This window comes from Xanthomonas sp. LF02-5 (assembly GCF_034105325.1).
In the GTDB taxonomy this organism is placed as follows: domain Bacteria; phylum Pseudomonadota; class Gammaproteobacteria; order Xanthomonadales; family Xanthomonadaceae; genus Xanthomonas_A; species Xanthomonas_A sontii.
Genome location: NZ_JAXGGF010000008.1, coordinates 63,837 through 89,861 on the forward strand (window position 1 = coordinate 63,837; position 26,025 = coordinate 89,861).

Annotated in this window: 18 protein-coding genes and 1 tRNA gene; 13 read left to right on the forward strand and 6 right to left on the reverse strand. The window is 69.4% G+C overall.

Going from position 1 to position 26,025, the window contains the following annotated elements; translation table 11 throughout:
* Positions 1–377: 377 nt before the first annotated feature.
* The 5 genes from fdxA to SLW52_RS18685 all read right to left on the reverse strand — a co-directional run bounded on the left by fdxA (position 378) and on the right by SLW52_RS18685 (position 4,384).
* Positions 378–701 carry a ferredoxin FdxA gene (gene fdxA / locus SLW52_RS18665; protein ID WP_017913166.1) on the reverse strand — a complete coding sequence of 108 codons (324 nt, stop codon included), beginning with the start codon at positions 699–701 and terminating at the stop codon, positions 378–380.
* Between the two features lie 90 nt (positions 702–791).
* A complete protein-coding gene (locus SLW52_RS18670) occupies positions 792–1,691 on the reverse strand; it encodes a 2-dehydro-3-deoxygalactonokinase (RefSeq protein WP_320740932.1) in 900 nt (299 codons plus the stop codon).
* Positions 1,688–2,611, reverse strand: coding sequence for an SMP-30/gluconolactonase/LRE family protein (locus SLW52_RS18675; protein ID WP_267120969.1), 924 nt, complete (start codon positions 2,609–2,611; stop codon positions 1,688–1,690). Before SLW52_RS18675 ends, SLW52_RS18670 begins: the two co-directional genes overlap by 4 nt.
* Before the next feature lie 4 nt (positions 2,612–2,615).
* Positions 2,616–3,767 (reverse strand): galactonate dehydratase, encoded by a 1,152-nt coding sequence (dgoD, locus tag SLW52_RS18680; RefSeq protein ID WP_017913163.1) that lies wholly within the window; start codon positions 3,765–3,767, stop codon positions 2,616–2,618.
* Positions 3,764–4,384, reverse strand: a complete 621-nt coding sequence (locus SLW52_RS18685; protein ID WP_041500105.1) for a 2-dehydro-3-deoxy-6-phosphogalactonate aldolase — start codon at positions 4,382–4,384, stop codon at positions 3,764–3,766. The genes dgoD and SLW52_RS18685 overlap by 4 nt, the downstream gene beginning before the upstream one ends.
* 283 nt (positions 4,385–4,667) lie before the next feature.
* Here SLW52_RS18685 and SLW52_RS18690 point away from each other — a divergent pair, with 283 nt between their 5' ends.
* The 9 genes from SLW52_RS18690 (at position 4,668) to folE2 (ending at position 22,023) form a co-directional block, all read left to right on the forward strand.
* Positions 4,668–5,630, forward strand: a complete 963-nt coding sequence (locus SLW52_RS18690; protein ID WP_017913161.1) for a LysR substrate-binding domain-containing protein — start codon at positions 4,668–4,670, stop codon at positions 5,628–5,630.
* Positions 5,631–5,918: 288 nt separating this feature from the next.
* Positions 5,919–8,855 carry a TonB-dependent receptor gene (locus SLW52_RS18695; protein ID WP_320740931.1) on the forward strand — a complete coding sequence of 979 codons (2,937 nt, stop codon included), beginning with the start codon at positions 5,919–5,921 and terminating at the stop codon, positions 8,853–8,855.
* 85 nt (positions 8,856–8,940) lie between these two features.
* Positions 8,941–10,875: a sialate O-acetylesterase gene (locus tag SLW52_RS18700; protein ID WP_320740930.1), complete on the forward strand. Its 1,935-nt coding sequence runs from the start codon at positions 8,941–8,943 to the stop codon at positions 10,873–10,875.
* 47 nt (positions 10,876–10,922) lie between these two features.
* Positions 10,923–12,578, forward strand: a complete 1,656-nt coding sequence (locus SLW52_RS18705; RefSeq protein ID WP_320740929.1) for a DUF5597 domain-containing protein — start codon at positions 10,923–10,925, stop codon at positions 12,576–12,578.
* A 53-nt stretch (positions 12,579–12,631) separates the two neighbouring features.
* Positions 12,632–15,514 carry a TIM-barrel domain-containing protein gene (locus tag SLW52_RS18710; protein WP_320740928.1) on the forward strand — a complete coding sequence of 961 codons (2,883 nt, stop codon included), beginning with the start codon at positions 12,632–12,634 and terminating at the stop codon, positions 15,512–15,514.
* Between the two features lie 741 nt (positions 15,515–16,255).
* The gene (xylB, locus tag SLW52_RS18715) at positions 16,256–17,749 is read left to right on the forward strand and encodes a xylulokinase (protein WP_267084333.1); all 1,494 of its coding nucleotides are present in this window, start codon (positions 16,256–16,258) and stop codon (positions 17,747–17,749) included.
* A gap of 34 nt (positions 17,750–17,783) precedes the next feature.
* A complete protein-coding gene (gene xylA, locus SLW52_RS18720) occupies positions 17,784–19,124 on the forward strand; it encodes a xylose isomerase (RefSeq protein ID WP_320740927.1) in 1,341 nt (446 codons plus the stop codon).
* A 91-nt stretch (positions 19,125–19,215) separates the two neighbouring features.
* On the forward strand, positions 19,216–20,643 hold the full coding sequence (locus SLW52_RS18725; RefSeq protein WP_043091887.1) for a sugar porter family MFS transporter: 1,428 nt from the start codon (positions 19,216–19,218) through the stop codon (positions 20,641–20,643).
* A gap of 429 nt (positions 20,644–21,072) precedes the next feature.
* On the forward strand, positions 21,073–22,023 hold the full coding sequence (gene folE2, locus SLW52_RS18730) for a GTP cyclohydrolase FolE2 (protein ID WP_193314158.1): 951 nt from the start codon (positions 21,073–21,075) through the stop codon (positions 22,021–22,023).
* A 244-nt stretch (positions 22,024–22,267) separates the two neighbouring features.
* Here folE2 and SLW52_RS18735 read toward each other — a convergent pair.
* Positions 22,268–22,342, reverse strand: a tRNA-Glu gene (locus SLW52_RS18735).
* Between the two features lie 30 nt (positions 22,343–22,372).
* Between SLW52_RS18735 and pcnB the strand changes: the two genes are divergently transcribed.
* Genes pcnB through panC form a run of 4 tightly spaced genes read left to right on the forward strand, consistent with a single transcriptional unit; the run spans position 22,373 to position 25,983 of the window.
* Entirely contained in the window at positions 22,373–23,791 is a 1,419-nt protein-coding gene (pcnB, locus tag SLW52_RS18740) for a polynucleotide adenylyltransferase PcnB (RefSeq protein ID WP_026143854.1), read from the forward strand.
* A complete protein-coding gene (gene folK / locus SLW52_RS18745) occupies positions 23,788–24,297 on the forward strand; it encodes a 2-amino-4-hydroxy-6-hydroxymethyldihydropteridine diphosphokinase (RefSeq protein ID WP_320740926.1) in 510 nt (169 codons plus the stop codon). The genes pcnB and folK overlap by 4 nt, the downstream gene beginning before the upstream one ends.
* Before the next feature lie 31 nt (positions 24,298–24,328).
* On the forward strand, positions 24,329–25,147 hold the full coding sequence (panB, locus tag SLW52_RS18750; protein ID WP_017916971.1) for a 3-methyl-2-oxobutanoate hydroxymethyltransferase: 819 nt from the start codon (positions 24,329–24,331) through the stop codon (positions 25,145–25,147).
* Positions 25,144–25,983: a pantoate--beta-alanine ligase gene (panC, locus tag SLW52_RS18755; RefSeq protein ID WP_267084337.1), complete on the forward strand. Its 840-nt coding sequence runs from the start codon at positions 25,144–25,146 to the stop codon at positions 25,981–25,983. The genes panB and panC overlap by 4 nt, the downstream gene beginning before the upstream one ends.
* Positions 25,984–26,025: the final 42 nt, after the last annotated feature.

Here is a 26,025-nt window from a genome sequence, read left to right on the forward strand (position 1 = left end):
GTGCGCCCGTTTTCGTTCGGCAAGAACACTGCGCTGCGTCTTTGTGGATGCAAGGAGCGGCGTTGGCCGCGATGGGCTCTGCGAGATGCGCGTGGCGTCTGATTCAAACAAGGCAATAAGAGCCGCTCCTTGCTTCTGCGCGCCGTACCCTCACCCCAACCCCTCTCCCGAGGGGAGAGGGGCTTCGGCTTCTCCCTTCTCCCGCCGGGAGAAGGTGCCCCGAAGGGGCGGATGAGGGTACGGGCGAAGCCTCGCGTCCTACCAGGGTGTAATCACGTGTCCGGTTGCACTGAGGCAAAGCGAGTTGGAGGCGCCCTGAAGCCGCCGCTTGTATGGACTGATCGGCGGGCAGTACCCGGGCAGAATCCGCGGCGGGATTACTTCTGCAGCAGCGGCAGCTTGTTCGGCTTGCCGTCCCACTCGGCGGCGTCGGGCAGCGGTTCCTGGCGCGTGGTCAGGACCGGCCAGGCCTTGGCCAGTTCCGCGTTGAGCGCGACGAAGCTTTCCTGGCCGGCGGGCACGTCATCCTCGGGATAGATGGCATTGGCCGGGCATTCCGGCTCGCAAAGCGTGCAGTCGATGCACTCGTCCGGATCGATCACCAGGAAGTTCGGGCCGGCGTGGAAGCAATCCACGGGGCACACTTCCACGCAGTCGGTGTATTTGCACTTGATGCAGTTTTCGGTGACGACGAAAGGCATGGCTCGATCCGGCGATTAACCCGGTGATTCTAATGCAAAGCGGCCGCCGCCGCCGTGTGTGCGGGGCAGGAGGCGGGCGGCGCGCGCGGCTCAGCCGGCGAGGCCGCCGTGCTGCTGCGCCAGCCGATACAGGCCGCGTGCGGCCAGGTCCTCCGGATGGGTGCGCACGCGGCTGCCGAGTGCGGCCAGCGCATGCGCATAGCGCGCCAGCAGGCCGCTGCCGCCGACCAGGTGCACTACCGGCGGCAATACTGGGTTCGCGCGCAGTTCGTGGCCGATCAGCAGGCCGGACAGGTAGGACGGTGCCGCGGCGGCGCTCAGGCGTTCGAACAGGCCCAGGCTGCGCACGCCGAACAGATGGTGCAACACCCCGCCAGGGTCACCGCTGCGCTGCACGCCGGCGTCGAACGCGGCCGCATCGAAGACGCCGTCGTCGGCGTCCATCAGCCGCGCCAGCAGGCTGTGCGTGCGCAGCAGCGCGTACAGCTCTCCTGTCATCATCGTCGCCAGCGAGGCGATGCGCCCGTCCTGCAGGGTCACCCACTTGCTGTGGGTGCCGGGCAGGCAGACGTGGTGGATCTCGGCCGTCGGCGGTTCCTGCGCGAGCAACGCGAGCAGGCCGATCAGCTGCGTCTCCTCGCCGCGCATCACGTCCGGCACGGCGTCGGCGTCGCTGGCCACGCCAGGCACGAACCACAGCGTGCGGCCGGGCAGCGCCGGATCCTGTAGTGGCTGCATCGCCGCGGCCAGGGCGGCGGCGTCGGCCGGGCAGGGCGCGTACGGCAGTTCGATCCAGCCGTTGCGGCTGCCGATCATCCCGCACAGGACGATGTCGCCGTCCCAGCCGTCGATCAGGGCGGCCAGGGTCGCGGCGAAGCGGCCCTGGCAGGCGGCGATGCCCTGGTCGCTGCGGCGCTGGTCGAGAATGCCGCCGTCGGCGTCGAGCCGATAGCCGCGAAGGCTGCTGGTCCCCCAATCGACGACGATCATGCGCTGGCGATGCGTCCTTCGGGCAGGCCGGCGATGCCGACCGCGGCCACGTACACGCCGCCGGCCTGCGGCGTGCGCGCCAGTTCGTCCTCGCTGTGGTCCTGCCGCGAGGTGCTCAGGTACAACGTGCCGCCGTCGGCGCCGCCCAGGGCGGGGCAGGTGGGATGCTTGACCGGCAGGGCGACGCGGCGCTCGACGCTGCCGTCGGGGCGGTAGCGCACCACCTGCCAGGCGCGCCATTGCGCGTTCCACAGGTGGCCTTCTGCGTCGACGATGGCGCCGTCCGGCTCGGCGCCGGCATGGTCCAGTTCGGCGAACACGCGGCTGTTGGCGGTGTGCGCGCTGTCCGGGTCGTAGTCGCAGCACAGGATGCGCGGCTGCACCGAGTCGCAGTAGTACAGGGTGCAGCCGTCGGCGCTGAAGCAGATCGCGTTGGGAATGGCCACGCCCGGCAACGGCAGGCGGCGCAGGCCGTGGCGCGCCGACCACTGGTAGAAGCTGCCGACCGGCGCCTGGTCGTCGCGCTCGCTCATGGTGCCGAACACGAAGTTGCCGTGGCGGTCGGCGCGGCCGTCGTTGCTGCGGGTGTCGTCGCGTTCCGGTTCCACGTCCGCCAGGTGCTGCAGCGGCAGCGCGCTGTCGGCCTCGGCGGCGGCATCCGGATCGGCGGCGTACACGCCCTTGGCCAGCGCCAGCAGCAGGCGGCCGTCGTCGAACAGGCCCAGGCAGCCGGGACGATCGGGCAGGTCCCAATGCCGGCTGACGTTGCTGGCGGGATCGTGGCGCCACAGGCGGCGGCCGCTGATGTCGACCCAGAACAGCACGCCGCGGCGCTCGCACCACAGCATGCCCTCACCATGCGCACAGCGGCTGTCCACCGCCAGCGTGGCGGTGTGTCGGGGCGGAGTGGACACGCTCATCGGCTCACCACTCGGCGATGCTGCCGTCGGCGTGACGCCAGATGGGGTTGTGCCAGTCGGGTGGGTTGGCGTTGGCATGGCGCAGGCGCTCCTCGTCGATTTCCACGCCGAGGCCCGGTTTGGGCAATGCGGCGATGCTGCCGCCATTGTCGCAGGCGAAGTCGTCCTTGTTGAGCACGTAGTCGAGCAGGTCGGCGCCTTCGTTGTAGTGGATGCCGATGCTCTGTTCCTGCAGCACCGCGTTGTGCGAGACGAAATCCACCTGCAGGCAGGCGGCCAGCGCCACCGGGCCGAGCGGGCAGTGCGGCGCCAGGCCGACCTCGTAGGCCTCGGCCATGCTGGCGATCTTCAGGCATTCGGTGATGCCGCCGGCGTGCGAGAGATCCGGCTGCAGCAGCGACAGGCCGCCGGCCTGCAGCACCGGCTTGAAGTCGAAGCGCGAGAACATGCGCTCGCCGGCCGCCAGCGGGATCGGCGTGGACGCGGCCAGCCGCGGGTAGTACTCGGCCTGCTCGGGCAGCACCGGTTCCTCGACGAACAGCGGCTTGAACGGCTCCAGTTCGCGCAGCAGCACGCGCGCCATCGGTGCGGCGACGCGGCCGTGGAAGTCGATGCCGAAGTCGATGGCGGTGCCGAACGCCTCGCGGATCTGCGCCACCTTGGCCACCGCGGCATCCACCGCGCGCGGGCCGTCGATCAGCTTCATTTCCTCGGTGCCGTTGAACTTGAAGGTGTCGAAGCCGAGGTCGCGGTAGCCCTGGATCTGCGCGATGGTCGCCGCCGGGCGGTCGCCGCCGACCCAGCGGTAGGTCTTCATGCGGTCGCGCACCCGCCCGCCGAGCAGTTCGTACACCGGCACGCCCAGTGCCTTGCCCTTGATGTCCCACAGCGCCTGGTCGATGCCGGCGATGGCGCTCATCAGGATCGGGCCGCCGCGGTAGAAGCCGCCGCGGTAGAGCATCTGCCAGATGTCGTTGATCCGTGCCGGGTCCTTGCCGATCAGGCTGTCGCCGAGTTCGCGCACCGCGGCCTCGACGCTGCGCGCGCGGCCTTCGATGACCGGCTCGCCCCAGCCGGTGATGCCCTCGTCGGTCTCGATCTTCAGGAACAGCCAGCGCGGCGCGGCGTGGTAGGTGGTGAGGCGGACGATCTTCATGCGCGGTCCAGATAGGCGTGGCGGAAGGCGGCGGCATGCGCCTGGGTCTGTGCGAGCGACTGGCCGGGGCGGTACAGCTCGCCGCCGATGCCGGCGCCGATCGCGCCGGCGCCGAGGTAGTCGTGCAGGGTCTCGGTGTTGACGCCGCCGACCACGAACAGCGGCACCTGCGCCGGCAGCACCGCGCGCAGGGCGCGCACGTGGCCGGGGCCGTAGGTGGCGGCGGGGAACAGCTTGAGCATCTGCGCGCCGGCATCCAGCGCGTCGAATGCCTCGGTGGCGGTGGCGAAGCCGGCCACCACCTGCAGGCCGCGCGCCACCGCGTGGCGGATCACCGGCGGGCGCGTGTTGGGGGTGACGATGAAGCGTGCGCCCAGATCGGCCAGGGCGTCGACGTCGCCGATCTGCAGCACGGTGCCGCCGCCGATCCAGCAGCGCTGCCCGAACGCCTGCGCGGCCGGGCCGATGCTATCGGCCCAGCGCGGCGAGTTGAGCGGGATCTCGATCGCGTCGTAGCCGGCATCGGCCAGCGCCCCGACGTGCGCAAGCGCGTCCTCGGGGGTGAGACCGCGCAGGATCGCGATCAGCGGGAGTCGGAACGGGGAAGCGGCGGACATCGGGATACCTGGCGGAAACGACGGTGACGGAAGCGCCGGGCCAGCGCGGCGCAGCGGCGGGACCGGACGGCGGGGCCGCTGCAGTCCGCGCCATGCGTCGGCGCGCTGGCTCCACCCGACAGCCTCCGCTGCCGGCGGGCCGGTGCCCGACGACGACGGCGCCAGCGGGGGCGCGATGGGCCGTAGCCTGCGCGCGTGAGCTATGCTCTGCAAATGAAATTTTAGGCATATTCTATTCCGCCGCCGAATACGCGGCTCCGCTCCCCCAGGACGCCTGCCCACGATGAATGCCTCTGCCAATCCCTGGTTCAATGCCGCGCGCCTGAAGACCCGGCATCTGTTGCTGCTGCTGCAGTTGCACGAGCATCGCTCGGTGCTGCGCGCGGCCGAGGCGGCCAGCATGACCCAGCCGGCGGCGTCCAAGCTGCTGGCGGAAATGGAGGACCTGCTGGGGGTGAAGCTGTTCGAGCGCCACGCGCGCGGGGTCGAACCGACCTGGTACGGGCAGGTGCTGATCCGCCGCGCACGCGCGGCGATGTCGGAGATCGGCCGTGCCCAGGAAGAGATCGCCGCACTGTGCGAAGGGCGCATGGGCCAGGTCTCGATCGGCACCGTGGTCAATCCGGGCACCAACCTGGTGCCGCAGGCGATCGCCGAGGTCAAGCGCGAGTTTCCCGGCATCCTGGTGCGGGTGGAGATGGACTACAGCCGGCCGCTGGTGGCCAAGCTGCTCGATGGTCAGCTCGACATCGTGATCGGGCGCATCCTCGGCCCCTACGGCGCCGAGGCGCTGGAGTTCGAGCCGCTGGCCGACGAGCCGCACTCGGTGATCGCCCGCGCCGGCCACCCGCTGTCCACCCGCGCCGACCTGCGCCATGCCGACCTGGCCCGCTACGGCTGGGTGCTGCCGCCGGCCGACAGCGTGCTGCGCGCGCGCCTGGACGCGATGTTCCTGGAGCATGCGGTGCCGGCGCCGCAGAACGTCATCGAGACCTCGTCGCTGCCGGTGATGACCAGCCTGCTGCGCGGCAGCGACCTGCTCGCTGCGCTGCCGGCCGAGGCGGTGGCGCCGTATGTACAGGCCAAGCTGCTGACGGTACTGCCGATCACGCTGGGCGTGCGCATGGAATCGTTCGGCATCGTGCGCCGCCGCGACTATCTGTTGCCGCCGGGCGCCGAACGCGTGTTGCTGGCGTTGCGCAATGCGGCCAAGCGGCTGTATCCCGAGCGGGCGGCGAGCGTTTGAATGTCGTCGCAGGCGCTGCCATGTCGCAGACGGACGATTTCGTAGACATGCCGTGGTGCGCATCCCGCTAGTCGGGAATCGCATAGCTTGACGGGAATTTTTCATTTGTTTCACGCCAAGTGCATTCCTAGTCTCGGCCGATCGCGGTAGCGACCGACCTGCCACTCTGCGCAGCGGCGCCATCCGATACGGCAGCGGCTGAGACCGACGCCGTCACAACTCGCAGGACGGCGCCCTGGTGCGACCGTCGCCCGTGTCTGTGTGCATGTCTCCTGGGAGGGAAACCGCATGGCATCGCAGCATTCTTGTGGTCCGGCTCTGCCGACCGCAGCGTCACGTCGTCCCCGTGTTTTGCCGCGTTCGCTCATCGCGCTGAGCATCGGCCTGCTGCTCAGCGCACAGGCGCTGGCGCAGGAGGCGGAGTCTGCGAGCGCACCGCCTGCCGCGCGCAAGAAGGGCGACCCGGTGACCCAGCTCGACGCGGTCGAGGTCAAGGGCGTGCGCGGCAGCCTGATCAAGTCGCAGTCGATCAAGCACGATGCCGAGCAGATCGTCGATTCGGTCAGCGCCGAGGACATCGGCGCGCTGCCGGACCGCAGCGTCACCGAGACCCTGCAGCGGGTCAGCGGCGTGACCATCGATCACTTCATGGCGCGCAACGATCCGGACCACTTCTCGGCCGAAGGCAGCGGAGTGATGATCCGCGGCATGACTCAGGTGCGCGGCGAACTCAACGGCCGCGACAGCTTCAGCGCCGCCAGCGGACGCGGGCTCAGCTTCGAGGACGTGCCGGCCGAACTGATGGCCGGCGTGGACGTGTACAAGAATCCCTCGGCGGAGATCATCGAAGGCGGCCTCGGCGGCACGGTCAACCTGCGCACGCGCATGCCGTTCGACCAGCCGGGCCGGGTCGTCGGCTTCACCGCCGACGTCAACTACGGCGACCTGAGCAAGACCTACAAGCCGTCGGGCTCGTTCCTGTTCAGCGATCGCTGGAACACCGGCCTGGGCGAAATGGGCTTCATGCTCGATGTCGCGCACTCGGAACTGGCCACGCGCAGCGACGGCATCCAGGTCGAACCGTTCGTGCGCCGCACGGGTCCCGCTTTGCTGGCCGGCACCAGCTTCGACAAGGTCTACGTGCCCGGTGGCGTCAACTGGCGGCAGCTGGAGTTCGAACGCAAGCGCAAGGGCGTGGCGGCCGCCTTCCAGTGGCGGCCCAGCGATGCCACCGACCTCTACGTGCAATACCTGCGTTCGTCCTACGACATGAATTGGCAGGAGCGCGCGGCGTTCTTCAACGACGACACCAACGCCATCGCGCCGGCGCCGGGCACCACCTTCACCTACGACGATGCAGGCCGTTTCGTCAGCGGGTCGCCGGCGTCCAGTTCCTGGCGCGGCAACGTCACCGGCAACGACGGCGTGCGCTTCTACACCGACAACCGCTACGCCCGGCAGAGCACCACCACCTCCGACCTGTCCGGCGGCTTCACCCATCGCCTGACCGACCGGCTGACCGTGCGCGGCGACATGCAACTGGTGCAGTCGCAGAGCGACACCCTGGACTTCACCTTGTTCAGTTCGATCTATCTGCCGGGCCTGACCTTCGACCTCAGCGGCAAGTACCCTGCGGTGACCCTGGCCGACCCGAGCTACACCGCCGACCCCTCCAATTACTTCTGGAGCGCGGCGATGGATCACCTGGCGAAGAACCGCGGCCGCGAACTGGCCACGCGCTTCGACCTGGAATACAGCTACGACGACAACCCGTGGCTGCGCACCTTCCGTGCCGGCATCCGCGCCACCGACCGCACCCAGACCAACAAGAATTCCGGCTACAACTGGGGCGTGATCAGCGACAACTGGGCGACCATCCCCGGCACCGCCACCGGCCTGGCCGACCTGGCCAGCTACATGACCGCGTCCTCGTCGCTGTATTCCTTTTCGAACCTGCTGCGCGGCAAGGTGCGCGTGCCCAACAACCTGTATTTCCCGCGCAACAGCGCGGTCAAGGACTACGCCGGCACCTCGGCGCTGATCGAGCAGATCGTCGCACTGCGCGGTTATGGCTGGGCGCCGGATCAGTACCAGTTGCAGGACACCAACCGCCAGTTCGAACGCACCCAGGCCGCGTACATGGTGATGTACTTCGGCAACGACACCGCGCTGGGCGTGCCGGTGGACGGCAATATCGGCGTGCGCGTGGTACAGACCAGGACCGAGGCCTCGGGCTACGGCCAGTATCCGGACCTGTCCGCCACCTCGGCCTCGGATGCGCTCAAGGCCCAGTACTACGGACAGTACTTCCCGAACGACGCGCGCGGCAGCTACACCGACGTGCTGCCGAGCCTGAACCTGCGCTTCAAGTTCTCCGATGCGCTGCAACTGCGCCTGGCCGCGTCCAAGGCGATGGCGCGGCCGGACTACACCCAGTTGCAGCCGTATCTGCTGCTCACCGCCACCGTCAACGACGACGGCTCGCTGAAGGACTGGACCGGCTCCGCCGGCAACCCCAACCTCAAGCCGATGAAGGCCGACCAGTACGACGCCGCGCTGGAGTGGTACTTCGACAGCAGCGACATGATGTACGTGACGCTGTTCTACAAGAGCGTCAAGGACTACTTCTCCAACCAGACCGTCACCGAGAACTATGGCGGCCAGGATTTCCTGGTGACGCGTCCGTACAACATGGACAAGGGCCGCATCCGCGGCTTCGAGTACGGCTACACCCAGTTCTTCGATTCGCTACCGGGCTGGATGAGCGGCTTCGGCGTCAATGCCAACTTCACCTTCGTCGACAGCAGCGGCGGCGTGAATACGGCCACCGATCCCTACACCAAGACCACCGTCACTGGCGTGGCGCTGCCGCTGGAAGGCCTGTCGCGGCGCAGCTACAACTTCGCCGGCATTTACGAGAAGGGTCCGCTGTCGGTGCGCCTGGCCTACAACTGGCGTTCGCGCTATCTGCTGACCGCCAGCGACGTGTCAACCAAGCTGCCGACCTGGTCGGACGACTACGGCCAGCTCGACGGCTCGGTGTTCTATCGGTTCTCGCCGCACCTGCAACTGGGCATCCAGGCCAACAACATCACCAACGCGGAGACCAAGGTGCTGATGGGGCCGACCTCCTACAGCGATGGCGAGGTCGACCGGCACCTGTACACGCGCAGCTGGTTCGTCAACGATCGTCGTTACTCACTGGTGCTGCGCGCCAACTGGTAGGCGCGCAGCCGTCTCCGGCGCGCGGTCCGCCTGCGGCGAGGCGGGTGGCTGCCGCCGGTTTTTCCTCCCGACGCAGGAACCGCTCATGGCAAGACCGCTGCATCCCACCGTTCGCCTGGCGCTGCTGGCGCTGGCGTTCGCGTCATGGCCGGCCGCGGCGGAACTGCAACTGCCGTTGCTGTTCGCCGACGGCGCCGTCCTGCAGCGCGATGCACCGATTCCGGTCTGGGGCTGGGCCACGCCTGGCGCACGCATCCAGGCGCGCCTGGACGGTGCCAGCGCCAGTGCGGTCGCAGGCCGCGATGGCCGCTGGCAACTGCAGTTGCCGGCGCATGCGGCCGGTGGCCCGTACGTGCTGGAGGTGCAGGGCGACGGCAGCCAGCGCCGTATCGGCGACGTGCTGATCGGCGACGTGTGGCTGGCCAGCGGCCAGTCCAACATGGAGTGGCCGCTGGCGCAGGCGCGCGACGGCGCGCGCGAAGTGGCGGCGGCGACGGATCCGCAACTGCGCGACTTCAAGGTGCCCAAGGCCTGGTCGGCGCAGCCGCAGCCGCGGCTGCCCGGCGGCAGTTGGGTTGCGGCCACGCCCGCCACCGCCGGCGCATTCTCGGCGGTGGCGTATTTCTTCGCGCGCGACCTGCGCCAGCACACCGGCGTGCCGATCGGCATCATCGACAGCACCTGGGGTGGCAGCGCGATCGAGGCCTGGATGGACGCGGCCTCGCCGGGCGTGGACGCGGCGCAGGTACGTACGCGCATCGCGCAGATGCAGGCCAAGGACGCACAGGACCTTGGCGAGACCCGGCGGCGCCTGGCGCGCTGGCCACAGCCGACCACCGCGGATGCGGATGCCGGCTGGGCCGCTGCCGATCTGGACGACCGCGACTGGGACCGCCAGCCGCTGCCGGGGCTGTGGGAACAGCATGGCTACGTCGGCATGGACGGCGTCGCCTGGTATCGCAGCACTTTCACCCTCAGTGCAGCCGAAGCCAAGGCCGGCGCCTTCGTGGGCATCGGCCCGGCGGACGATGCCGACACCACCTACGTCAATGGCGTGGAGGTCGGCCATACCGAAGGGCGCTACACCGAACCGCGCCGCTACCGCGTGCCGCCGGCAGCGCTGCGCGCCGGCGTCAACCACATCGCGATCCGCATCCTGGATACCGGCGGCTTCGGCGGCATTCCCGGCGATGCGGCGGCGTTCTTCGTGCAGCCCGACGGCGGCCAGCCGCGCTCGCTGGCCGGCGACTGGCGGTTCCGCCCGGCCAAGGTCACGCTGGCCGCCAACGACGACAAGAACCAGGTGCCGACGCTGCTGTACAACGCGATGATCCATCCCTTGCAGCCGTTCCCGGTCAAGGGCGTGATCTGGTACCAGGGCGAGAGCAACGCCTACCCGTATGGTGCGCTGCGCTACCGCGAGCAGTTCGCGTCGCTGATCGGGCGCTGGCGGCAGGAGCGCGCACAGCCCCAGCTGCCGTTCCTGTGGGTGCAACTGGCCAACTGGAAGGCCGGCAACGACCAGGGCGACCTGAGTCCGTGGGCGCAACTGCGCGAATCGCAGACCAGGACGCTGGCGCTGCCGGCCACCGGGCAGGCGGTGACCATCGACATCGGCACGCCGGACAACATCCATCCCCCCAACAAGCAGGATGTCGGCCATCGCCTGGCGCTGGTCGCACGCCACGTCGCCTACGGCGAAACCCTGGTCTACAGCGCGCCGGTGTTCGCGCGCGCCATGTTCGCCGATGGCCAGGCGCGGGTGATGTTCGACCTGATGGGCAGCACCCTGGCGGTGCGCGGCGGCGGCAGCGTGGTGCACGGCTTCGCCCTGGCCGGTGCCGATCGGCGCTTCCATCCGGCGCAGGCACGCATCGAGGGCGACCAGGTGGTGGTCCGCAGCGATGCGGTGCCGCAGCCGCAGGCGCTGCGCTACGCCTGGAGCGAAAACCCCGAGGACGCCAACCTGGTCAACCGCGAGCAGTTGCCGGTGGGCCCGTTCCGCAGCGACGACTGGTGAGGCTGGGCGCCGGCCACGTGCGGAGAATCGGATCGCCGTCGCGCGCGTTGCGCACCGCATGGCGGCTGCCTGTCCTGCTGTCGCTGCTGCTGAGCGGCTGCCAGGCCGCGCCGGATGCACCGTCGGTTGGTGCGCACACGCCCGCTGCCGCGACATCGGCGCCGACCCAGGCACCGATCCCGCGCCTGGTGAGCAGCGACGGTCGGCATGCCTTGTTGGTCGACGGCGCACCGTTCCTGATGCTCGGCGCGCAGGTCAACAACTCCAGCAACTATCCGGCGGCGCTGGCGCAGGTGTGGCCGGCGATCCACGCGATGGGGCCGAACACCGTGCAGGTGCCGATCGCCTGGGAACAGGTGGAACCGGAAGAGGGTCGCTTCGATTTCTCCTTCGTCGACACTCTTTTGGCGCAGGCGCGCACGCAGCGGGTGCGGCTGGTGCTGCTGTGGTTCGGCACCTGGAAGAACAACGGCCCCAACTACGCGCCGCACTGGGTCAAGACCGACGATGCGCGCTTCCCGCGCGTGGTCGCGCGCGACGGACGGCGCCTGGATTCGCTGTCGCCGCTGGCGCCAGCCACGCTGGAGGCCGATCGCAAAGCGTTCGTCGCCTTCATGCGGCATCTGCGCCAGGCCGACCCTCAGCGCACCGTGATCATGGTGCAGGCCGAGAACGAGCCGGGCACCTACGGTAGTGCGCGCGACTTCTCGCCGATGGCGCAGCGCGTGTTCGACGGCCCGGTGCCGCAGGCGTTGCTGCAGCGGCTCGGCAAGCCGCCGGGCAGCTGGGCGCAGGTGTTCGGCGCCGATGCCGACGAGATCTTCCATGCGTGGCACATCGCGCACTTCATCGACCGTATCGCCGAGGCCGGCAAGGCCGCGTATCCCTTGCCGATCTACGTCAATGCGGCGTTGCGCGGCCCGTTCAATCCGGGCCAGCCCGGGCAGTACGCCAGCGGCGGCCCCACCGACAACGTGCTCGACGTGTGGAAGGCGGCGGCGCCGCACATCGACCTGCTGGCGCCGGACATCTACATGCCCGAGTACCCGCTGTACACCACGGTGCTGCAGCGCTACGCACGCCCCGACAACGCGCTGTTCGTCGCCGAGACCGGCAACCGCCCCGAGTACGCGCGCTACCTGTTTCCGGCGCTGGGCCACGACGGCATCGGCTGGTCGACCTTCGGCATCGACTACAGCGGCTACTCCAACGATCCGCTCGGCGCCAAGCGCGTGGACGCACAGGCACTGGCGCCGTTCGCGCTGGGCTATCGCGCGGTGGGCATGGGCATGCGCGCGTTCGCCCGCGCCGCGGCCGCCGGCAAGCTGCACGGCACCGCCGAGGCACCGGGCCAGGCGGTGCACGAGCTGCCGCTCAACGCGCGCTGGAGCGCCACCGTCACCTATGGCGTGCCGCAGTTCTGGTTCCAGGGCGAGCCGCCCGGCAATCCCGCGCCGATCGGTGCGGCGCTGATCGCCGAACTCGGCCCGGACACCTTCCTGATCACCGCCCAGCACGCGCGGGTGACCCTGCATCCGGCCAGCGCCGCGACCGCCAACATGCTCTACGACCGGGTCGAAGAGGGCGTGTACGACGGCGAGCAATGGCGCTTCCGGCGCAACTGGAACGGCGACCAGACCGATTACGGGCTCAACTTCTCCGACGTGCCGCAGTTGCTGCGCGTCACCCTGGCGACTTATTGACCATGCGGCGGCGCCAGACGCGCCATGCCGCGTGACTTTCCAAGGGAGTGACCATGCACCACGCCAACCGTTGCCTGCCGCCTTCGTTGCCACGCCTGTTGGCGCTGGCGTTGCTCGCGGTCGCCGCGTCCGCCGCCGCGCAGCAGGTGACCCGCGATGCCGAGGGCGTCACCGTGCATCCCAGCGCCAGGGGCGCGGCGCCGGTACGCCTGCAGGTGATCGACCGCGGCATCGTCCGGGTCAGCGCCGATCCCACCGGCGCGTTTCAGCGCACACCGAGCCTGATGCGGGTGCCGGTGCAGGGCGACACCGGCTTTACGCTGGAGCAGCGCGGCGACACGGTGCAGCTCAAGACCGCGCGGATGACCGCGCAGGTGTCCACCGTCGACGGCCATGTCGGCTTCACCGATGCGCAGGGCACGCCGCTGCTGGCGGAAGTGGCGGGCGGGCGCAGCTTCGCGCCGTTGCAGGTCGAGGGCCGCCACTATCTGAGCCTGCGCCAGCGCTTCGTCTCGCCGCCCGACGAGGCCTTTTACGGGTTCGGCCAGCACCAGCAGGGCTGGATGAACCAGAAGGGCCACGATATCGAACTGCTGCAGAGCAATCTCGACATGGCGGTGCCGTACCTCGTGTCCAGCCGCAACTACGGGATCCTGTGGGACAACAACGCGATCACCCGCTTCGGCGATCCGCGCGGGCTGCAGCCGCTGCCGGCGACGCTGCGCCTGTACGACGCGCACGGCAAGCCCGGTGCGCTGACCGCGCATTACGCGATCGACGGCAAGCCGGTGCTGGAGCGTCGCGAAGCCGACATCGGCTATCAGTACATCAAGGACCTGGCGAAATTCCCCGCCGCGGCCAAGCCCGGCGACAAGCGCCGCATGCAGGTGCGCTGGGAAGGCCAGATCGAGGCCGAACGCGGCGGCACGCATACTTTTTCGCTGTATGCCAGTGAGTACTCTAGGCTATGGGTCGACGGCAAGCTGCTCGTCGACCGCTGGCGACAGAACTGGAACCCCTGGCACCACGAGTTCGCGTTGCAGCTGCAGCCTGGCCAGCGGCATACGCTGAAGGTTGAGTGGGATCTGATCGACCCGAGCTACATCGCACTGCTGCATCGCGACCCGCTGCCGGCGGCCGAAGCCGGCGACCTGTCGCTGTGGTCGGAAGCCGGGCAGATGATCGACTACTACGTCGTCGCCGGCGACAACGCCGACCAGGTCATCGCCGGCTACCGCACGCTGACCGGCAAGGCCGTGTTGCTGCCGAAGTGGGCCTACGGCTTCTGGCAGAGCCGCGAGCGCTACAAGACCCAGGACGAGCTGCTCGGCGCGCTGGCCGAGTACCGTCGTCGGCAATTGCCCATCGACAACATCGTGCTCGACTGGTCGTACTGGCCCGAGAACGCCTGGGGCTCGCACGCCTTCGACCGCGCGCGCTTTCCCGACCCGGACGGCATGGTCAACACGGTGCACGCCAGCCACGCGCAGCTGATGATCTCGGTCTGGCCGAAGTTCTACCCGAGCACGGACCACTACAAGGAACTGGACGCGGCCGGGCACATCTACCGGCGCAACGTCGAGGTGGGCGAGCTGGACTGGATCGGCAAGGGCTACACCAACGCCTTCTACGATCCGTACGCGGCCGACGCGCAGGCGATCTACTGGCGGCAGATCGACGAAAAACTCAACCGCAAGGGCATCGATGCCTGGTGGCTGGATGCCGACGAACCCGACGTGCACTCCAACCTGGACATCGCCGAGCGCAAGGCGCGCACCACCCCGACCGCGCTGGGGCCGTCCACCGAGTTCTTCAATGCCTATCCGTTGCCGCACACCCACGGCGTCTACGCCGGCGATCGCGCCGCCGATGGCAAGCGCGTGTTCATCCTCTCGCGCAAGGGCTACGCCGGCATCCAGCGCAACGCCGTGGCGGTGTGGAGCGGCGACATCGCCTCGCGCTGGGAGGACATGCGCGAGCAGATCTCCGCCGGCGTCAACCTGTCGATGTCGGGCCTGCCGAACTGGACCTTCGACATCGGCGGCTTCGCCGTGGAGAAGCGCTACGAACGCCAGGACCCGGCGCACCTGCCCGAGTGGCGCGAACTCAACACGCGCTGGTTCCAGTTCGGCGCCTTCGTGCCGCTGTTCCGTTCGCACGGCCAGTTTCCGTACCGCGAGATCTGGAACATCGCGCCGGAAGGCACGCCGTACTACGCCAGCATGGCCTACTACAGCCGCCTGCGCTACGCGCTGCTGCCCTACATCTACACGCTCGCCGGCGACACCTATCACCACGACGGGGTGATGATGCGCGGCCTGCCGATGGACTTCCCGCACGACCCCAAGGTCGCCGACATCGACGACGAGTACCTGTTCGGCCCGGCGTTCCTGGTGGCGCCGGTGACCCGCTTCGGCGCGACCTCGCGCAAGGTCTACCTGCCGGCGGGCACCAGCTGGATCGACTTCAACAGTGGCGCGCGCCACGCCGGCGGCCAGACCATCGACGCCGCCGCGCCGCTGCAGCGCATGCCGCTGTTCGTGCGCGCCGGCGCCATCGTGCCGATGACCCAAGTGCAGCAGTACGTCGACCAGATCCCGGACGCACCGCTGACCGTGGTGGTCTATACCGGCGCCGACGGTCGCTTCTCGCTGTACGAGGACGACGGCACCGGCTACGGCTACGAGCAGGGCGAGTTCAGCCGTATCCCGCTGCAGTGGGACCAGGCCAGGGGCGTGCTGCGCATCGGCGCGCGCGAGGGGCGCTGGCCGGGCATGCAGGACCGGCGCACCATCCATGTGCGCTTTGTCGATGGCCCGCGCGACGATGCCGGCGTGCTCGAACCCGCGGCCGACGCCAGCGTCGAGTATCGCGGCCAGCCCCTGGAGGTACCGCGCAAGCGGACCGGCCATGCCGTCGCGGCGCGGGCCGGATGAGTCTGGCGGGAGGCGAGATGCTGCCAACGTCGGTTGCCGCATGCTGGCGGTCGTGGCGTGCCGACTGGGGCGCGATGCAGCAAAACATGCGCGCTACGCCCGTACCCTCATACGCCCCTGCGGGGCACCTTCTCCCGACGGGAGAAGGAAGGCGAGTTCGCAAGCGACGGTACGACCCAGATGACGGCAAAGAAGCGGCAGCGGCGCGCTTTAGCCCCTCTCCCCTCGGGAGAGGGGTTGGGGTGAGGGTACGGAGCGCAGCGCTTCATCCGCTCCCTGGGGTACTTCCCCCGAAGAGGACCATGGTCCGCGGGGAGAAGGGATGCATCGAACGCGCTCCGCCGCAACATGCTCCCGCCTTGCGCGCAGGTTTGATGCAGCGCATCAAGATGGCGCCGTGTGTAGACACAGCCTGCGCAGAGGCGAGACCGCGCCAGTCGCCATCGTGTCGCGGATGCGACGGGCCATCAATGCGCGCAGTGACATCCGTTGGCTCGATCCTTGTCCCGCTTCTGCATGCGTTGACCGTGAATTGGCTGCAGGGTGGCTGGGTCCGGTGCGTGCGTACGCCATCGCCTGGGTCGCGCTGGCAGCGCGCGGCACTCAGCGTCATCATGCTTCGCTGCGTGATGCGTGCGGTGCGCACTACACTCGGCGACACGGCGGGTGGTCCCCGCACGCCGGCCTTTCTTCTGGAGCGATGATGGAACTGGGTGTGTGCACGATGTGGCGGGTAGGGCAATGAGTCTGTACATCGGCCTGGACGTGGGCACGCAGAGCGTCAAGCTGCTCGCCTACGATGCCGACAGCCGGCAGGTGGTGGCCACCCACGGCCACGCGCTGGACCTGATCAGCCGCGACGACGGCACCCGCGAGCAGCAGGCGCAGTGGTGGATCGACGGCATCGTCGCCTGCTTCGCCGCACTCAGCGCCGAACAGCGGGCGCAGGTGCGGGCCATCGCGGTGTCCGGGCAGCAGCACGGCTTCGTGCCGCTCGACGCCCAGGGCCAAGTCACCGCGCCGGTGAAGCTGTGGTGCGACACCAGCACCCAGCGCGAGTGCGAGGAGATCATGGAGGCGGTCGGCGGCGCGCAGCGCTGCGTAGAACTGGCCGGCAATCCGATCCTGGCCGGCTACACCGCCTCCAAGCTGCCATGGACGCGCAAGCATCGTCCCGACGCCTACGCGGCGATGACGACAGTGCTGCTGCCGCACGACTACGTCAACTTCTGGCTCACCGGCGAGCGCTATGCCGAAGTCGGCGACGCATCCGGCAGCGGCTGGCTGGACGTGCGCACCCGGCAATGGTCGGCGCCGCTGCTGCAGGCGATCGATCCGCAGCGCGACCTGGCCGCGGCGCTGCCGCCGCTGGTGCCGACCGAGACCAGTTTCGTCCTGTCCGCCGCGGCGGCGCAGACGCTGGGCCTGCCGCGCGAGGTCCGCGTGGCCACCGGCGGTGGCGACAACATGATGGCGGCGATCGGCACCGGCAACGTGGTGCCGGGACGCCTGAGCATGAGCCTGGGTACCTCCGGCACGCTGTTCGCCTACGCCGAGCGCCCGGTGGTCGACCCGGACGCACGCTGGGCCGCGTTCTGCTCCTCCAGCGGCGGCTGGTTGCCGCTGATCTGCACCATGAACTGCACGGTCGCCACCGAGACCATCGCGCGTCTGTTCGGCATCAAAACCGGGCAGGGCGAGGCGTTGCTCGCCGCCACCGCGCCCGGTGCGGACGGATTGGTGCTGCTGCCATTCTTCAACGGCGAACGCACCCCGAACTTGCCGGCCGCACGCGGCTGCCTGACCGGCATGGACCTGCACAACACGACGCCGGCGCATTTCTATCGCGCGGCGATGGAGGGCGCCAGCTACAGCCTGCGCAACGGTTTCGACGCCTTCGTCGACGCCGGCCTGCAGTTCGATGCCATCTCCCTCACCGGCGGCGGCAGCAACAGCGCCGGCTGGCGCCAGCTCATCGCCGACTTGTTCGGGCTTCCGGTGCACGTGCCGGCGCAGGCCGAGGGCGCGGCATTCGGCGCCGCGCTGCAGGCGCTGTGGGCCGACGGCTGGGCGCAGGGCGACCGCGCCAGCCTGGCCGAGGTGGTGCTGCAGCACCAGCAGGACGATGCGACGCGCTCCGCGCAGCCGGATGCGCAGCGCGGCGCGCAGTACCAGGCGCACTACCAGAGCTTCCAGCGGCATCTGCAGGCCATCGGCCCGCTGTACGCCGCGTGATTCCCTTTCCCCCGCAACGCACCAGGACTTCGTGATGAGCACTTCCGTCTACACCGGCGCCAAGGAATTTTTCCCGGGCATCGGCCGCATCCCGTTCGAAGGCAAGGCCTCGGACAACCCGCTGGCGTTCAAGGTCTACGACGCCGGCAAGCGCATCGGCGACAAGACCATGGCCGAGCACCTGCGCTTCGCCGTGGCCTACTGGCACAGCTTCTGCGGCAACGGCGCCGATCCGTTCGGCCCGGGCACGCGGGCCTATCCCTGGGATGCCGGCAGCGATGCGCTGGGCCGCGCCGAGGCCAAGGCCGATGCGGCGTTCGAGTTCTTCACCAAGCTCGGCGTGCCGTACTACTGCTTCCACGACGTGGACCTGGCGCCGGACGCCGAGGACATCGGCCAGTACGAAAAGAACCTCAAGCACATGGTCGGCATCGCCAGGCAGCGCCAGGCCGACACCGGGGTCAAGCTGCTGTGGGGCACCGCCAACCTGTTCTCGCACCCGCGCTACATGAACGGCGCGGCGACCAACCCGGACTTCGACGTGGTCGCGCGTGCGGCGGTGCAGGTCAAGGCGGCGCTGGAGGCGACGGTGGAACTGGGCGGCGAGAACTACGTGTTCTGGGGCGGCCGCGAAGGCTACGCCTGCCTGCACAACACGCAGATGCGGCGCGAGCAGGAGCATCTGGCGCGATTCCTGACCCTGGCCCGCGATTACGGGCGCAGCATCGGCTTCAAGGGCAATTTCCTGATCGAGCCCAAGCCGATGGAGCCGATGAAGCACCAGTACGACTTCGACAGCGCCACCGTGGTCGGTTTCCTGCGCCAGCATGGGCTGGACAAGGATTTCAAGCTCAACATCGAGGCCAACCACGCCACCCTGTCCGGGCACAGCTTCGAGCACGACCTGCAGGTGGCCAGCGACGCCGGCCTGCTCGGCAGCATCGACGCCAACCGCGGCAATCCGCAGAACGGCTGGGACACCGACCAGTTCCCGGTCGATCTCTACGACACCGTGGGCGCGATGCTGGTGGTGCTGCGGCAGGGCGGGCTGGCCCCGGGCGGGCTCAACTTCGACGCCAAGGTGCGCCGCGAGTCGTCCGATCCGCAGGACCTGTTCATCGCCCACATCGGCGGCATGGACGCGTTCGCGCGCGGCCTCGAAGTCGCCCACGCGTTGCTCACCGCCTCGCCGCTGGAGCAGTGGCGCCGCGAGCGCTACGCCAGCTTCGACAGCGGTGCCGGCGCGGCCTTCGCCGCCGGCACGAGCACGCTGGCCGACCTGGCCGCGCACGCCGCGCAGGCCGGCGAGCCGACCCAGCGCAGCGGCCGCCAGGAAGCCTACGAGAACCTGATCAACCAGTACCTGCTGCGCTGAACCGGTGCGCGGCGGCGGCCCGGTGCCGCCGCCGCGCACGCTTCTTCCCGCGCGCCGGCCGTCTCCCTCTTGCACGCCACCAGGTGAACCCATGTCCAGTGTTCCGATCGATCGCCATGCCGATGCCGGCGAGAACACCCGCCTCATCATCCTGATCAGCTGCGTCGCCACCATCGGCGGCTTCCTGTTCGGCTTCGACAGCGGCGTCATCAACGGTACCGTCGATGGCCTCAAGCAGACCTTCCAGTCCAGTTCCGCCGGCACTGGCTTCGAGGTCGCCTCGATGCTGCTGGGCTGCGCGATCGGCGCGTTCCTGGCCGGCTCGCTCGCCGACCGCTGGGGCCGGCGCACGGTGCTGATCGTCTCGGCGGCGCTGTTCCTGCTGTCGGCGTTGGGCGCCGGCGCGGCGCACAACTCGGCGGTGTTCGTGCTGGCGCGGATGATGGGCGGTTTCGCGGTGGGCGCGGCCAGCGTGATGTCGCCGGCCTACATCGCCGAGGTCGCCTCGGCGCGCTACCGCGGGCGCCTGGCCACGGTGCAGCAGATCGCCATCATCGGCGGGCTGTTCTGCGCCTTCCTCAGCAACTATCTGCTGGCCAAGGCCGCCGGCGCGTCCACCGAGGCGCTGTGGCTGGGGCAGCCGGCCTGGCGCTGGATGTTCTGGATGCAGGCGCTGCCGTCCACCGCGTTCCTGCTGCTGTTGCTGGCGATTCCGGAGAGCCCGCGCTTCCTGGTGGTGCAGGGCCGCCGCGAGCAGGCGCTGGCGGTGCTGACCCGGCTGTACGGCGCCAACACGGCGCAGACCAAGCTGACCGAAATCTCCGCCTCGCTGTCGGCCGACCAGCACACGCCGCGGCTGTCGGACCTGGTCAGCAAGGTCACCGGCAAGATCCGCCCGATCGTGTGGATCGGCATCGGCCTGGCCACCTTCCAGCAACTGGTCGGCATCAACGTGGTGTTCTACTACGGCGCGGTGCTGTGGCAGGCGGTGGGTTTCTCCGAGAGCGATGCGTTGTTGATCAACGTGCTGTCCGGTGCGTTGAGCATCGGTGCCTGCCTGATCACCGTGGTGTTGATCGACCGGGTCGGGCGCAAGCCGCTGTTGTGGATCGGCTCGGCCGGCATGGCGGTGTCGCTGGCCCTGGTCACCATCGCCTTCGCCAGCGCCTCGCTGGATGCGGCCGGCAAGCTGGCGCTGTCGCCGGGCATGGGCCGGCTGGCGTTGATCGCCGCCAACGTCTACGTGGTCTTCTTCAACATGTCCTGGGGCCCGGTGATGTGGGTGATGCTGGGCGAGATGTTCCCCAACCAGATCCGCGGTTCCGGCCTGGCGGTGGCCGGTGCGGCGCAGTGGATGTCCAACTTCGCCATCACCGTGACCTTCCCGGTCCTGCTCGGCAGCATCGGCCTGGCCGGCGCCTACGGCATCTACACCGTCGCCGCGTTCCTGTCGGTGTTCTTCGTGCTGCGCTACGTGTACGAGACCAAGGGCAAGGAACTGGAACAGATGCAGGGCTGAGGCTGAGGCGCACGCGGTGCGGCGCGCGTGCCGTCTCTGGATCGGTGTGTCTGTAGCCGAGCGGCTGAAGGTATTGCCGGATCGGTGGTGGCGCTGCGCGTGTCGTACCCTCACCCCAACCCCTCTCCCGGTGGGAGAGGGGCTTTGGACTTTCCCTTCTCCCGCCGGGACCATGCCCCCTTTTCGGGGGAAGGTGCGCCGCGGGTGCGGATGAGGGTCCGGGCGAATCCTTGCGAGCAGGTCCACACAGCCCACAGACGTTCATTGATGTCCTCCCGGCGATGGTGCCGGGCACTCCCAACGGCTGAGGTGTGCGATCGATGGTCCCATCGGTGTGCGCTTGTTGTGTTACTTTATAACAATTGTCACTCCGCCTTGCTTGCCGTCCCTCGCTCCCTTGCCGCTCCCGCCGTTCCGATGAACCTGCAGATCCCCTCGCCATTGCCCGATGTCGCTGCCGACGAACCTTCGCAGATCGCCGCTCCCCTGAACTGGGTGGGCATGGACGGCATCGCGCTGCCGATCAGTCTGGACATGGGCGAGGGCGCGCCTGCGACACCCGTGCCGGCGCAGGCCGCGCTTGCCGTCGATCTGCCGTCTGCGCAGGTCAAGGGCATTCATATGTCGCGGCTGTACCGCCTCCTCGACGAAAGCGCGCAGCAGCCGCTGTCGCCGTCGCGCCTGTCGCAATTGCTGCGGGCGATGGTGCACAGCCATGCCGACTGCGCCTCGACCGCGGCGCGGGTGTCGCTGCGCCTGGAACTGCTGCGTCGCAGCCCGGCACTGCGCAGCCCGGGGCTGGCTGGATGGCGGGCGTATCCGCTGCGGATCGACGCCGAACTGCGTGGCGGCGTGGTCCGGCTCGGACTCGGCGTGGATCTGCTGTATTCCTCGACCTGCCCGTGTTCGGCGGCGCTGGCGCGGCAACTGCTCAGCGAGGCCTTCGTGCAGCAGCACCCGGAACAGGCCTCGCTATCGCGGGAGGCGGTGGCGGACTGGCTGCTCCGGCACGGCAGTCACGCCACCCCGCATAGCCAGCGCAGCGTGGCCTCGGTGCGGGTCGGCGTGTCGGCGCGGGCGGTGCGCTTCGACGCGGAGGGCGTGATCGCGCTCGCCGAGCAGGCCCTGGCCACGCCGGTGCAGGCGGCGGTGCGGCGTGCCGACGAACAGGCGTTCGCGCGCCGCAACGGCGAGAACCTGATGTACGTGGAGGACGCCGCGCGCCGCCTGCAACAGGCGCTGGGTGCGCGCTACGCCGAGGTGCAGGTACAGGTGCGGCATCTGGAGAGCCTGCATGCGCACGATGCGGTGGCGGAGACCGCATCGGCGCCGGTGGCGGTCATGGCCGGGGAGGCCGCCCCTGACTTGGCGCAGGCCTGACCCCGGCTTGCGGGTGGTCCGCATGTGCGCACTGATGCCGGCCGGATCGCGCACGTCGCCCGGGCCGCCTCGGCGTTCCGGGTAGGCTTGGGTCGGCGTGCCGGCGTCTGCAGCCGTCTGGCCGAGGGCGATCGACACCCGCGCAACCAGGAATGAGACGCGTCGGGCCGTGGCCGGCGCCGAAACGCAAAAAACCCCGCCAAGGCGGGGTTTTTGCTGTGTCGCGCTGCAGTCGAGGCGAGGATGGCGCTCCCTAGGGGACTCGAACCCCTGTTTTAGCCTTGAGAGGGCCACGTCCTAACCACTAGACGAAGGGAGCGTTTGGTCGCGTCGATTGCAGCGCGCTAGTATATGGGTCTCGCCGCCCTTCGGCAATCCCGCAACCCGATACGGAAGCGCCATCATCAATCCGCCAGTTCCATCGCCATTCACCCTGCGCGCGATCCCGCGCGATCAGCATCCCATCTCGCGCAAGGACATCAGCCCCAACGCCCTGCGCGTGCTGTACCGGCTGCGCGAGGCCGGCTTCGGCGCGTACCTGGTCGGCGGCGCGGTCCGCGATCTGCTGGTCCAGGTCCAGCCCAAGGATTTCGACGTCGCCACCGACGCCACCCCCGAGCAGGTCAAGCAGTTGTTCCGCAACTGCCGCCTGATCGGTCGCCGCTTCCGCCTGGCGCACGTGGTCTACGGCCGCGAGATCATCGAGGTCGCCACCTTCCGCGCCAACGTCGACGACGGCAGCGGCGACCGCGAGGTGGACAACGGCCGCCTGGTCCGCGACAACGTCTACGGCAGCATCGAGGACGATGCGGTGCGCCGCGACTTCACCTGCAACGCCTTGTACTACGCCATCGAGGACTTCTCGGTGCGCGACTATGTCGGCGGCTTCGAGGATGTGCAGGCGCGGTTGATGAAGCTGATCGGCGACCCCGAGCAGCGCTATCGCGAGGACCCGGTGCGCATGCTGCGTGCGGTGCGCCTGGCGGCCAAGCTCGATTTCGAGATCGAGGCCGGCACCGCCGAGCCGATCCCGCGCCTGGCCGGGTTGCTGGCCGAGGCCGCGCCGGCACGGTTGTTTGAGGAAGTGCTCAAGCTGTTCCTGTCCGGCCATGGCGTGGCCAGCTTCGAGGGCCTGGAGCGGCACGGTCTGCTCGCCGCGCTGTTCCCGGAGAGCGCGGCGGCGCTGCGCTCCAACCGCAGCGGCGCGCTGCGGCGGATGCTGATCGAAGGCCTGCGCAACACCGACAACCGCGTCGCCAACGACGAGCCGGTGTCGCCGGCGTTCCTGTTCGCGCTGCTGCTGTGGCCGGCCTACTGCCGCGCGTTGATGACCCTGCAGAAACAGGGCATGCAGATGGAGGAGGCGCAACGCCGCGCCGCCGACCGGGTGACCTTGCACCAACTCAGCACCGTGGCGCTGCCGCGGCGTTTCTCGCTGCCGATGCAGGAGATCTGGCTGCTGCAGTCGCGCTTCACCTCGCGCCAGCGCAAGCGGGTAGTGCGCACGCTGTCGCATCCGCGCTTCCGCGCTGCGTTCGATTTCCTGATCGTGCGCCAGTCCGCGTCGGACGAGCATGCGGCCGACATCGCCTACTGGCGCGAACTGCAGCAGCAGCCCGGCTACGCGCCGCCGCCGCGCGGCTTCGATCCGGAGGTGGACTACGCCGGCGACGAGCTGGCGTTCGCGCCGCCGGCCGACAGCGAAGAGACCCCCAAGCGCCGTCGGCGCCGGCGCCGCCGCCCGGACGCCGCCACGCCCGTCGAGTGAGCGCCGCGACACCGGCCCCGGTCCAGGCCTGCATCGGCCTGGGCGGCAACCTTGGCGACGCCGCGGCGATCCTGCGCGCGGCCCTGGCCGCGCTCGACACGCTGCCGCAGACCCGCCTGCTGCGTGCCTCGCAGCTGTACCGCAGTCCGGCCTGGGGCCGCGAGGACCAGCCGGACTTCATCAACGCCGCGGCGCTGGTGACCACCACCTTGTCGGCGCCGGACCTGCTGCAGGCGCTGCTGGACCTGGAACACCGCCACGGCCGCCAGCGCCTGCCCGGCGAGCGTTGGGGCCCGCGTACGCTGGACCTGGACCTGCTGCTGTATGCCGACGCGGTGATCGATCTGCCGGGGTTGCAGGTGCCGCACCCGTTCCTGCACCAGCGTGCGTTCGTGCTGCTGCCGCTGGCCGAGATCGCCGCCGACGCGGTCATTCCGGGCCATGGAACGGTGCGTGACGTACGCGACCGCATCGAAACCGGCGGGATCGTGCCAATCGGTAGATAATGCTCGGCTCATTACCGCAGCACATGAGCTTATGAGCAGTCACGCCGACAGCAAGCCCTGGACCGTTCCCGCCCTGGCCGAGGCCAAGCGCCGCCAGCAGAAGCTGGTGATGCTGACCGCCTACGACGCCGGCTTCGCGCGGACCTTCGACGCCAACGGCGTGGATCTGATCCTGATCGGCGATTCGCTGGGCATGGTGGTGCAGGGCCACGACTCGACCCTGCCGGTGAGCGTGGACGACATCGCCTATCACACCGCCGCGGTGGCGCGGGTGCTGCAGCGCGCGCTGCTGGTGGCCGACCTGCCGTTCCAGTCCGATGCCACCCCCGAGCGCGCCTTGGACGCGTCGACCCGGTTGCTGCAGGCCGGTGCGGAGATGGTCAAGCTGGAGGGCGCCGGGCACAAGCTGGAGGTGATCCGCTTCCTCAGCGAACGCGACATCCCGGTGTGCTCGCACCTGGGCCTGACCCCGCAGTCGGTGCTGACCTTCGGCGGCTACAAGATCCAGGGCCGCGAAGAAGCCGCCGCGGCCAAACTGCTCGCCGACGCCAAGGCGGTCGCCGCGGCCGGCGCCGCGCTGCTGGTACTGGAATGCGTGCCGTCGCCGCTGGCCGCGCGCATCACCGCCGAGATCGATATCCCCACCATCGGCATCGGCGCCGGTCCGGACTGCGACGGCCAGGTGCTGGTGATGCACGACTTCCTCGGCCTGGACAGCGGCCACCGCCGCCCGCGCTTCGTCAAGGATTTCCTGGCCGAAGGCGGTTCCATCGCCGGTGCCGCCCGCGCCTACGCCGACGCGGTCCGCGCCGGCACCTTCCCCGACGCCGAACACGCCTACGCCAAATGATCGAGACCGTCACCGACCTGGCGCGACTGCGCGCCATCGTTTCCGGCTGGAAGCGGCAGGGCCTGCGCGTGGCCTTCGTTCCGACCATGGGCAACCTGCACGCCGGGCATTTCTCGCTGGTGATGCTGGCGCGGCAGTACGCCGACCGCGTGGTCTCCAGCGTCTTCGTCAACCCGACCCAGTTCGGCCCGAACGAGGACTTCACCCGCTACCCGCGCACGCCCGAGGCCGACACCAGCGGCCTGGAAGGCGCCGGTTGCGACGTGCTGTGGCTGCCGACGGTGGAGAGCATGTATCCGCTGGGCGTGGAGCTGGCGCTGCGCATGCACACCCCGGGCGTCAGCGAGGTGCTGGAAGGCGCCTGCCGGCCCGGCCATTTCGATGGCGTGTGCACCGTGGTCGCGCGCCTGTTCAACCAGGTGCAGCCGGACCTGGCCGCGTTCGGCAAGAAGGATTACCAGCAACTGGCGGTGATCCGGCAGATGGTCGCCGACCTGGCGTTCCCGATCGAGATCCTGGGCGGCGGCATCGTGCGCGAGGCCGACGGCCTGGCGATGAGTTCGCGCAACCAGTACCTGTCGGCCGAGGAGCGGCCGCGTGCCACGCAGATCCACCGCACCTTGCTGGCGATGCGCGAGGCCCACCTGGCCGGGCGCCCGCGCGCCGAGGTGGAGGCGGCGGCGACCGCGCAGCTGCAGGCGGCCGGCTTCGAGGTCGACTACAGCGTGCTGCGCATGCCCGACCTGAGCGAGCCGCAGGACGGCGCTGGCCCACGCGTGGCGCTGATCGCCGCGCGCCTGGGCCGCACCCGTCTGATCGACAACCTGGAATTCTGAGCGCGGCAGGCCGCGGTACCGTCGTCGTAGCAGCGGCTTCAG

What these genes read in the sequence shown, in the direction of transcription:
- fdxA (WP_017913166.1), bottom strand. Translation starts at nt 701, where the DNA reads ATGCCTTTCGTCGTCACCGAAAACTGCATCAAGTGCAAATACACCGAC.
- SLW52_RS18670 (WP_320740932.1), bottom strand. Translation starts at nt 1,691, where the DNA reads ATGATCGTCGTCGATTGGGGGACCAGCAGCCTTCGCGGCTATCGGCTC.
- SLW52_RS18675 (WP_267120969.1), bottom strand. Translation starts at nt 2,611, where the DNA reads ATGAGCGTGTCCACTCCGCCCCGACACACCGCCACGCTGGCGGTGGAC.
- dgoD (WP_017913163.1), bottom strand. Translation starts at nt 3,767, where the DNA reads ATGAAGATCGTCCGCCTCACCACCTACCACGCCGCGCCGCGCTGGCTG.
- SLW52_RS18685 (WP_041500105.1), bottom strand. Translation starts at nt 4,384, where the DNA reads ATGTCCGCCGCTTCCCCGTTCCGACTCCCGCTGATCGCGATCCTGCGC.
- SLW52_RS18690 (WP_017913161.1), top strand. Translation starts at nt 4,668, where the DNA reads ATGAATGCCTCTGCCAATCCCTGGTTCAATGCCGCGCGCCTGAAGACC.
- SLW52_RS18695 (WP_320740931.1), top strand. Translation starts at nt 5,919, where the DNA reads ATGGCATCGCAGCATTCTTGTGGTCCGGCTCTGCCGACCGCAGCGTCA.
- SLW52_RS18700 (WP_320740930.1), top strand. Translation starts at nt 8,941, where the DNA reads ATGGCAAGACCGCTGCATCCCACCGTTCGCCTGGCGCTGCTGGCGCTG.
- SLW52_RS18710 (WP_320740928.1), top strand. Translation starts at nt 12,632, where the DNA reads ATGCACCACGCCAACCGTTGCCTGCCGCCTTCGTTGCCACGCCTGTTG.
- xylB (WP_267084333.1), top strand. Translation starts at nt 16,256, where the DNA reads ATGAGTCTGTACATCGGCCTGGACGTGGGCACGCAGAGCGTCAAGCTG.
- xylA (WP_320740927.1), top strand. Translation starts at nt 17,784, where the DNA reads ATGAGCACTTCCGTCTACACCGGCGCCAAGGAATTTTTCCCGGGCATC.
- SLW52_RS18725 (WP_043091887.1), top strand. Translation starts at nt 19,216, where the DNA reads ATGTCCAGTGTTCCGATCGATCGCCATGCCGATGCCGGCGAGAACACC.
- panB (WP_017916971.1), top strand. Translation starts at nt 24,329, where the DNA reads ATGAGCAGTCACGCCGACAGCAAGCCCTGGACCGTTCCCGCCCTGGCC.
- panC (WP_267084337.1), top strand. Translation starts at nt 25,144, where the DNA reads ATGATCGAGACCGTCACCGACCTGGCGCGACTGCGCGCCATCGTTTCC.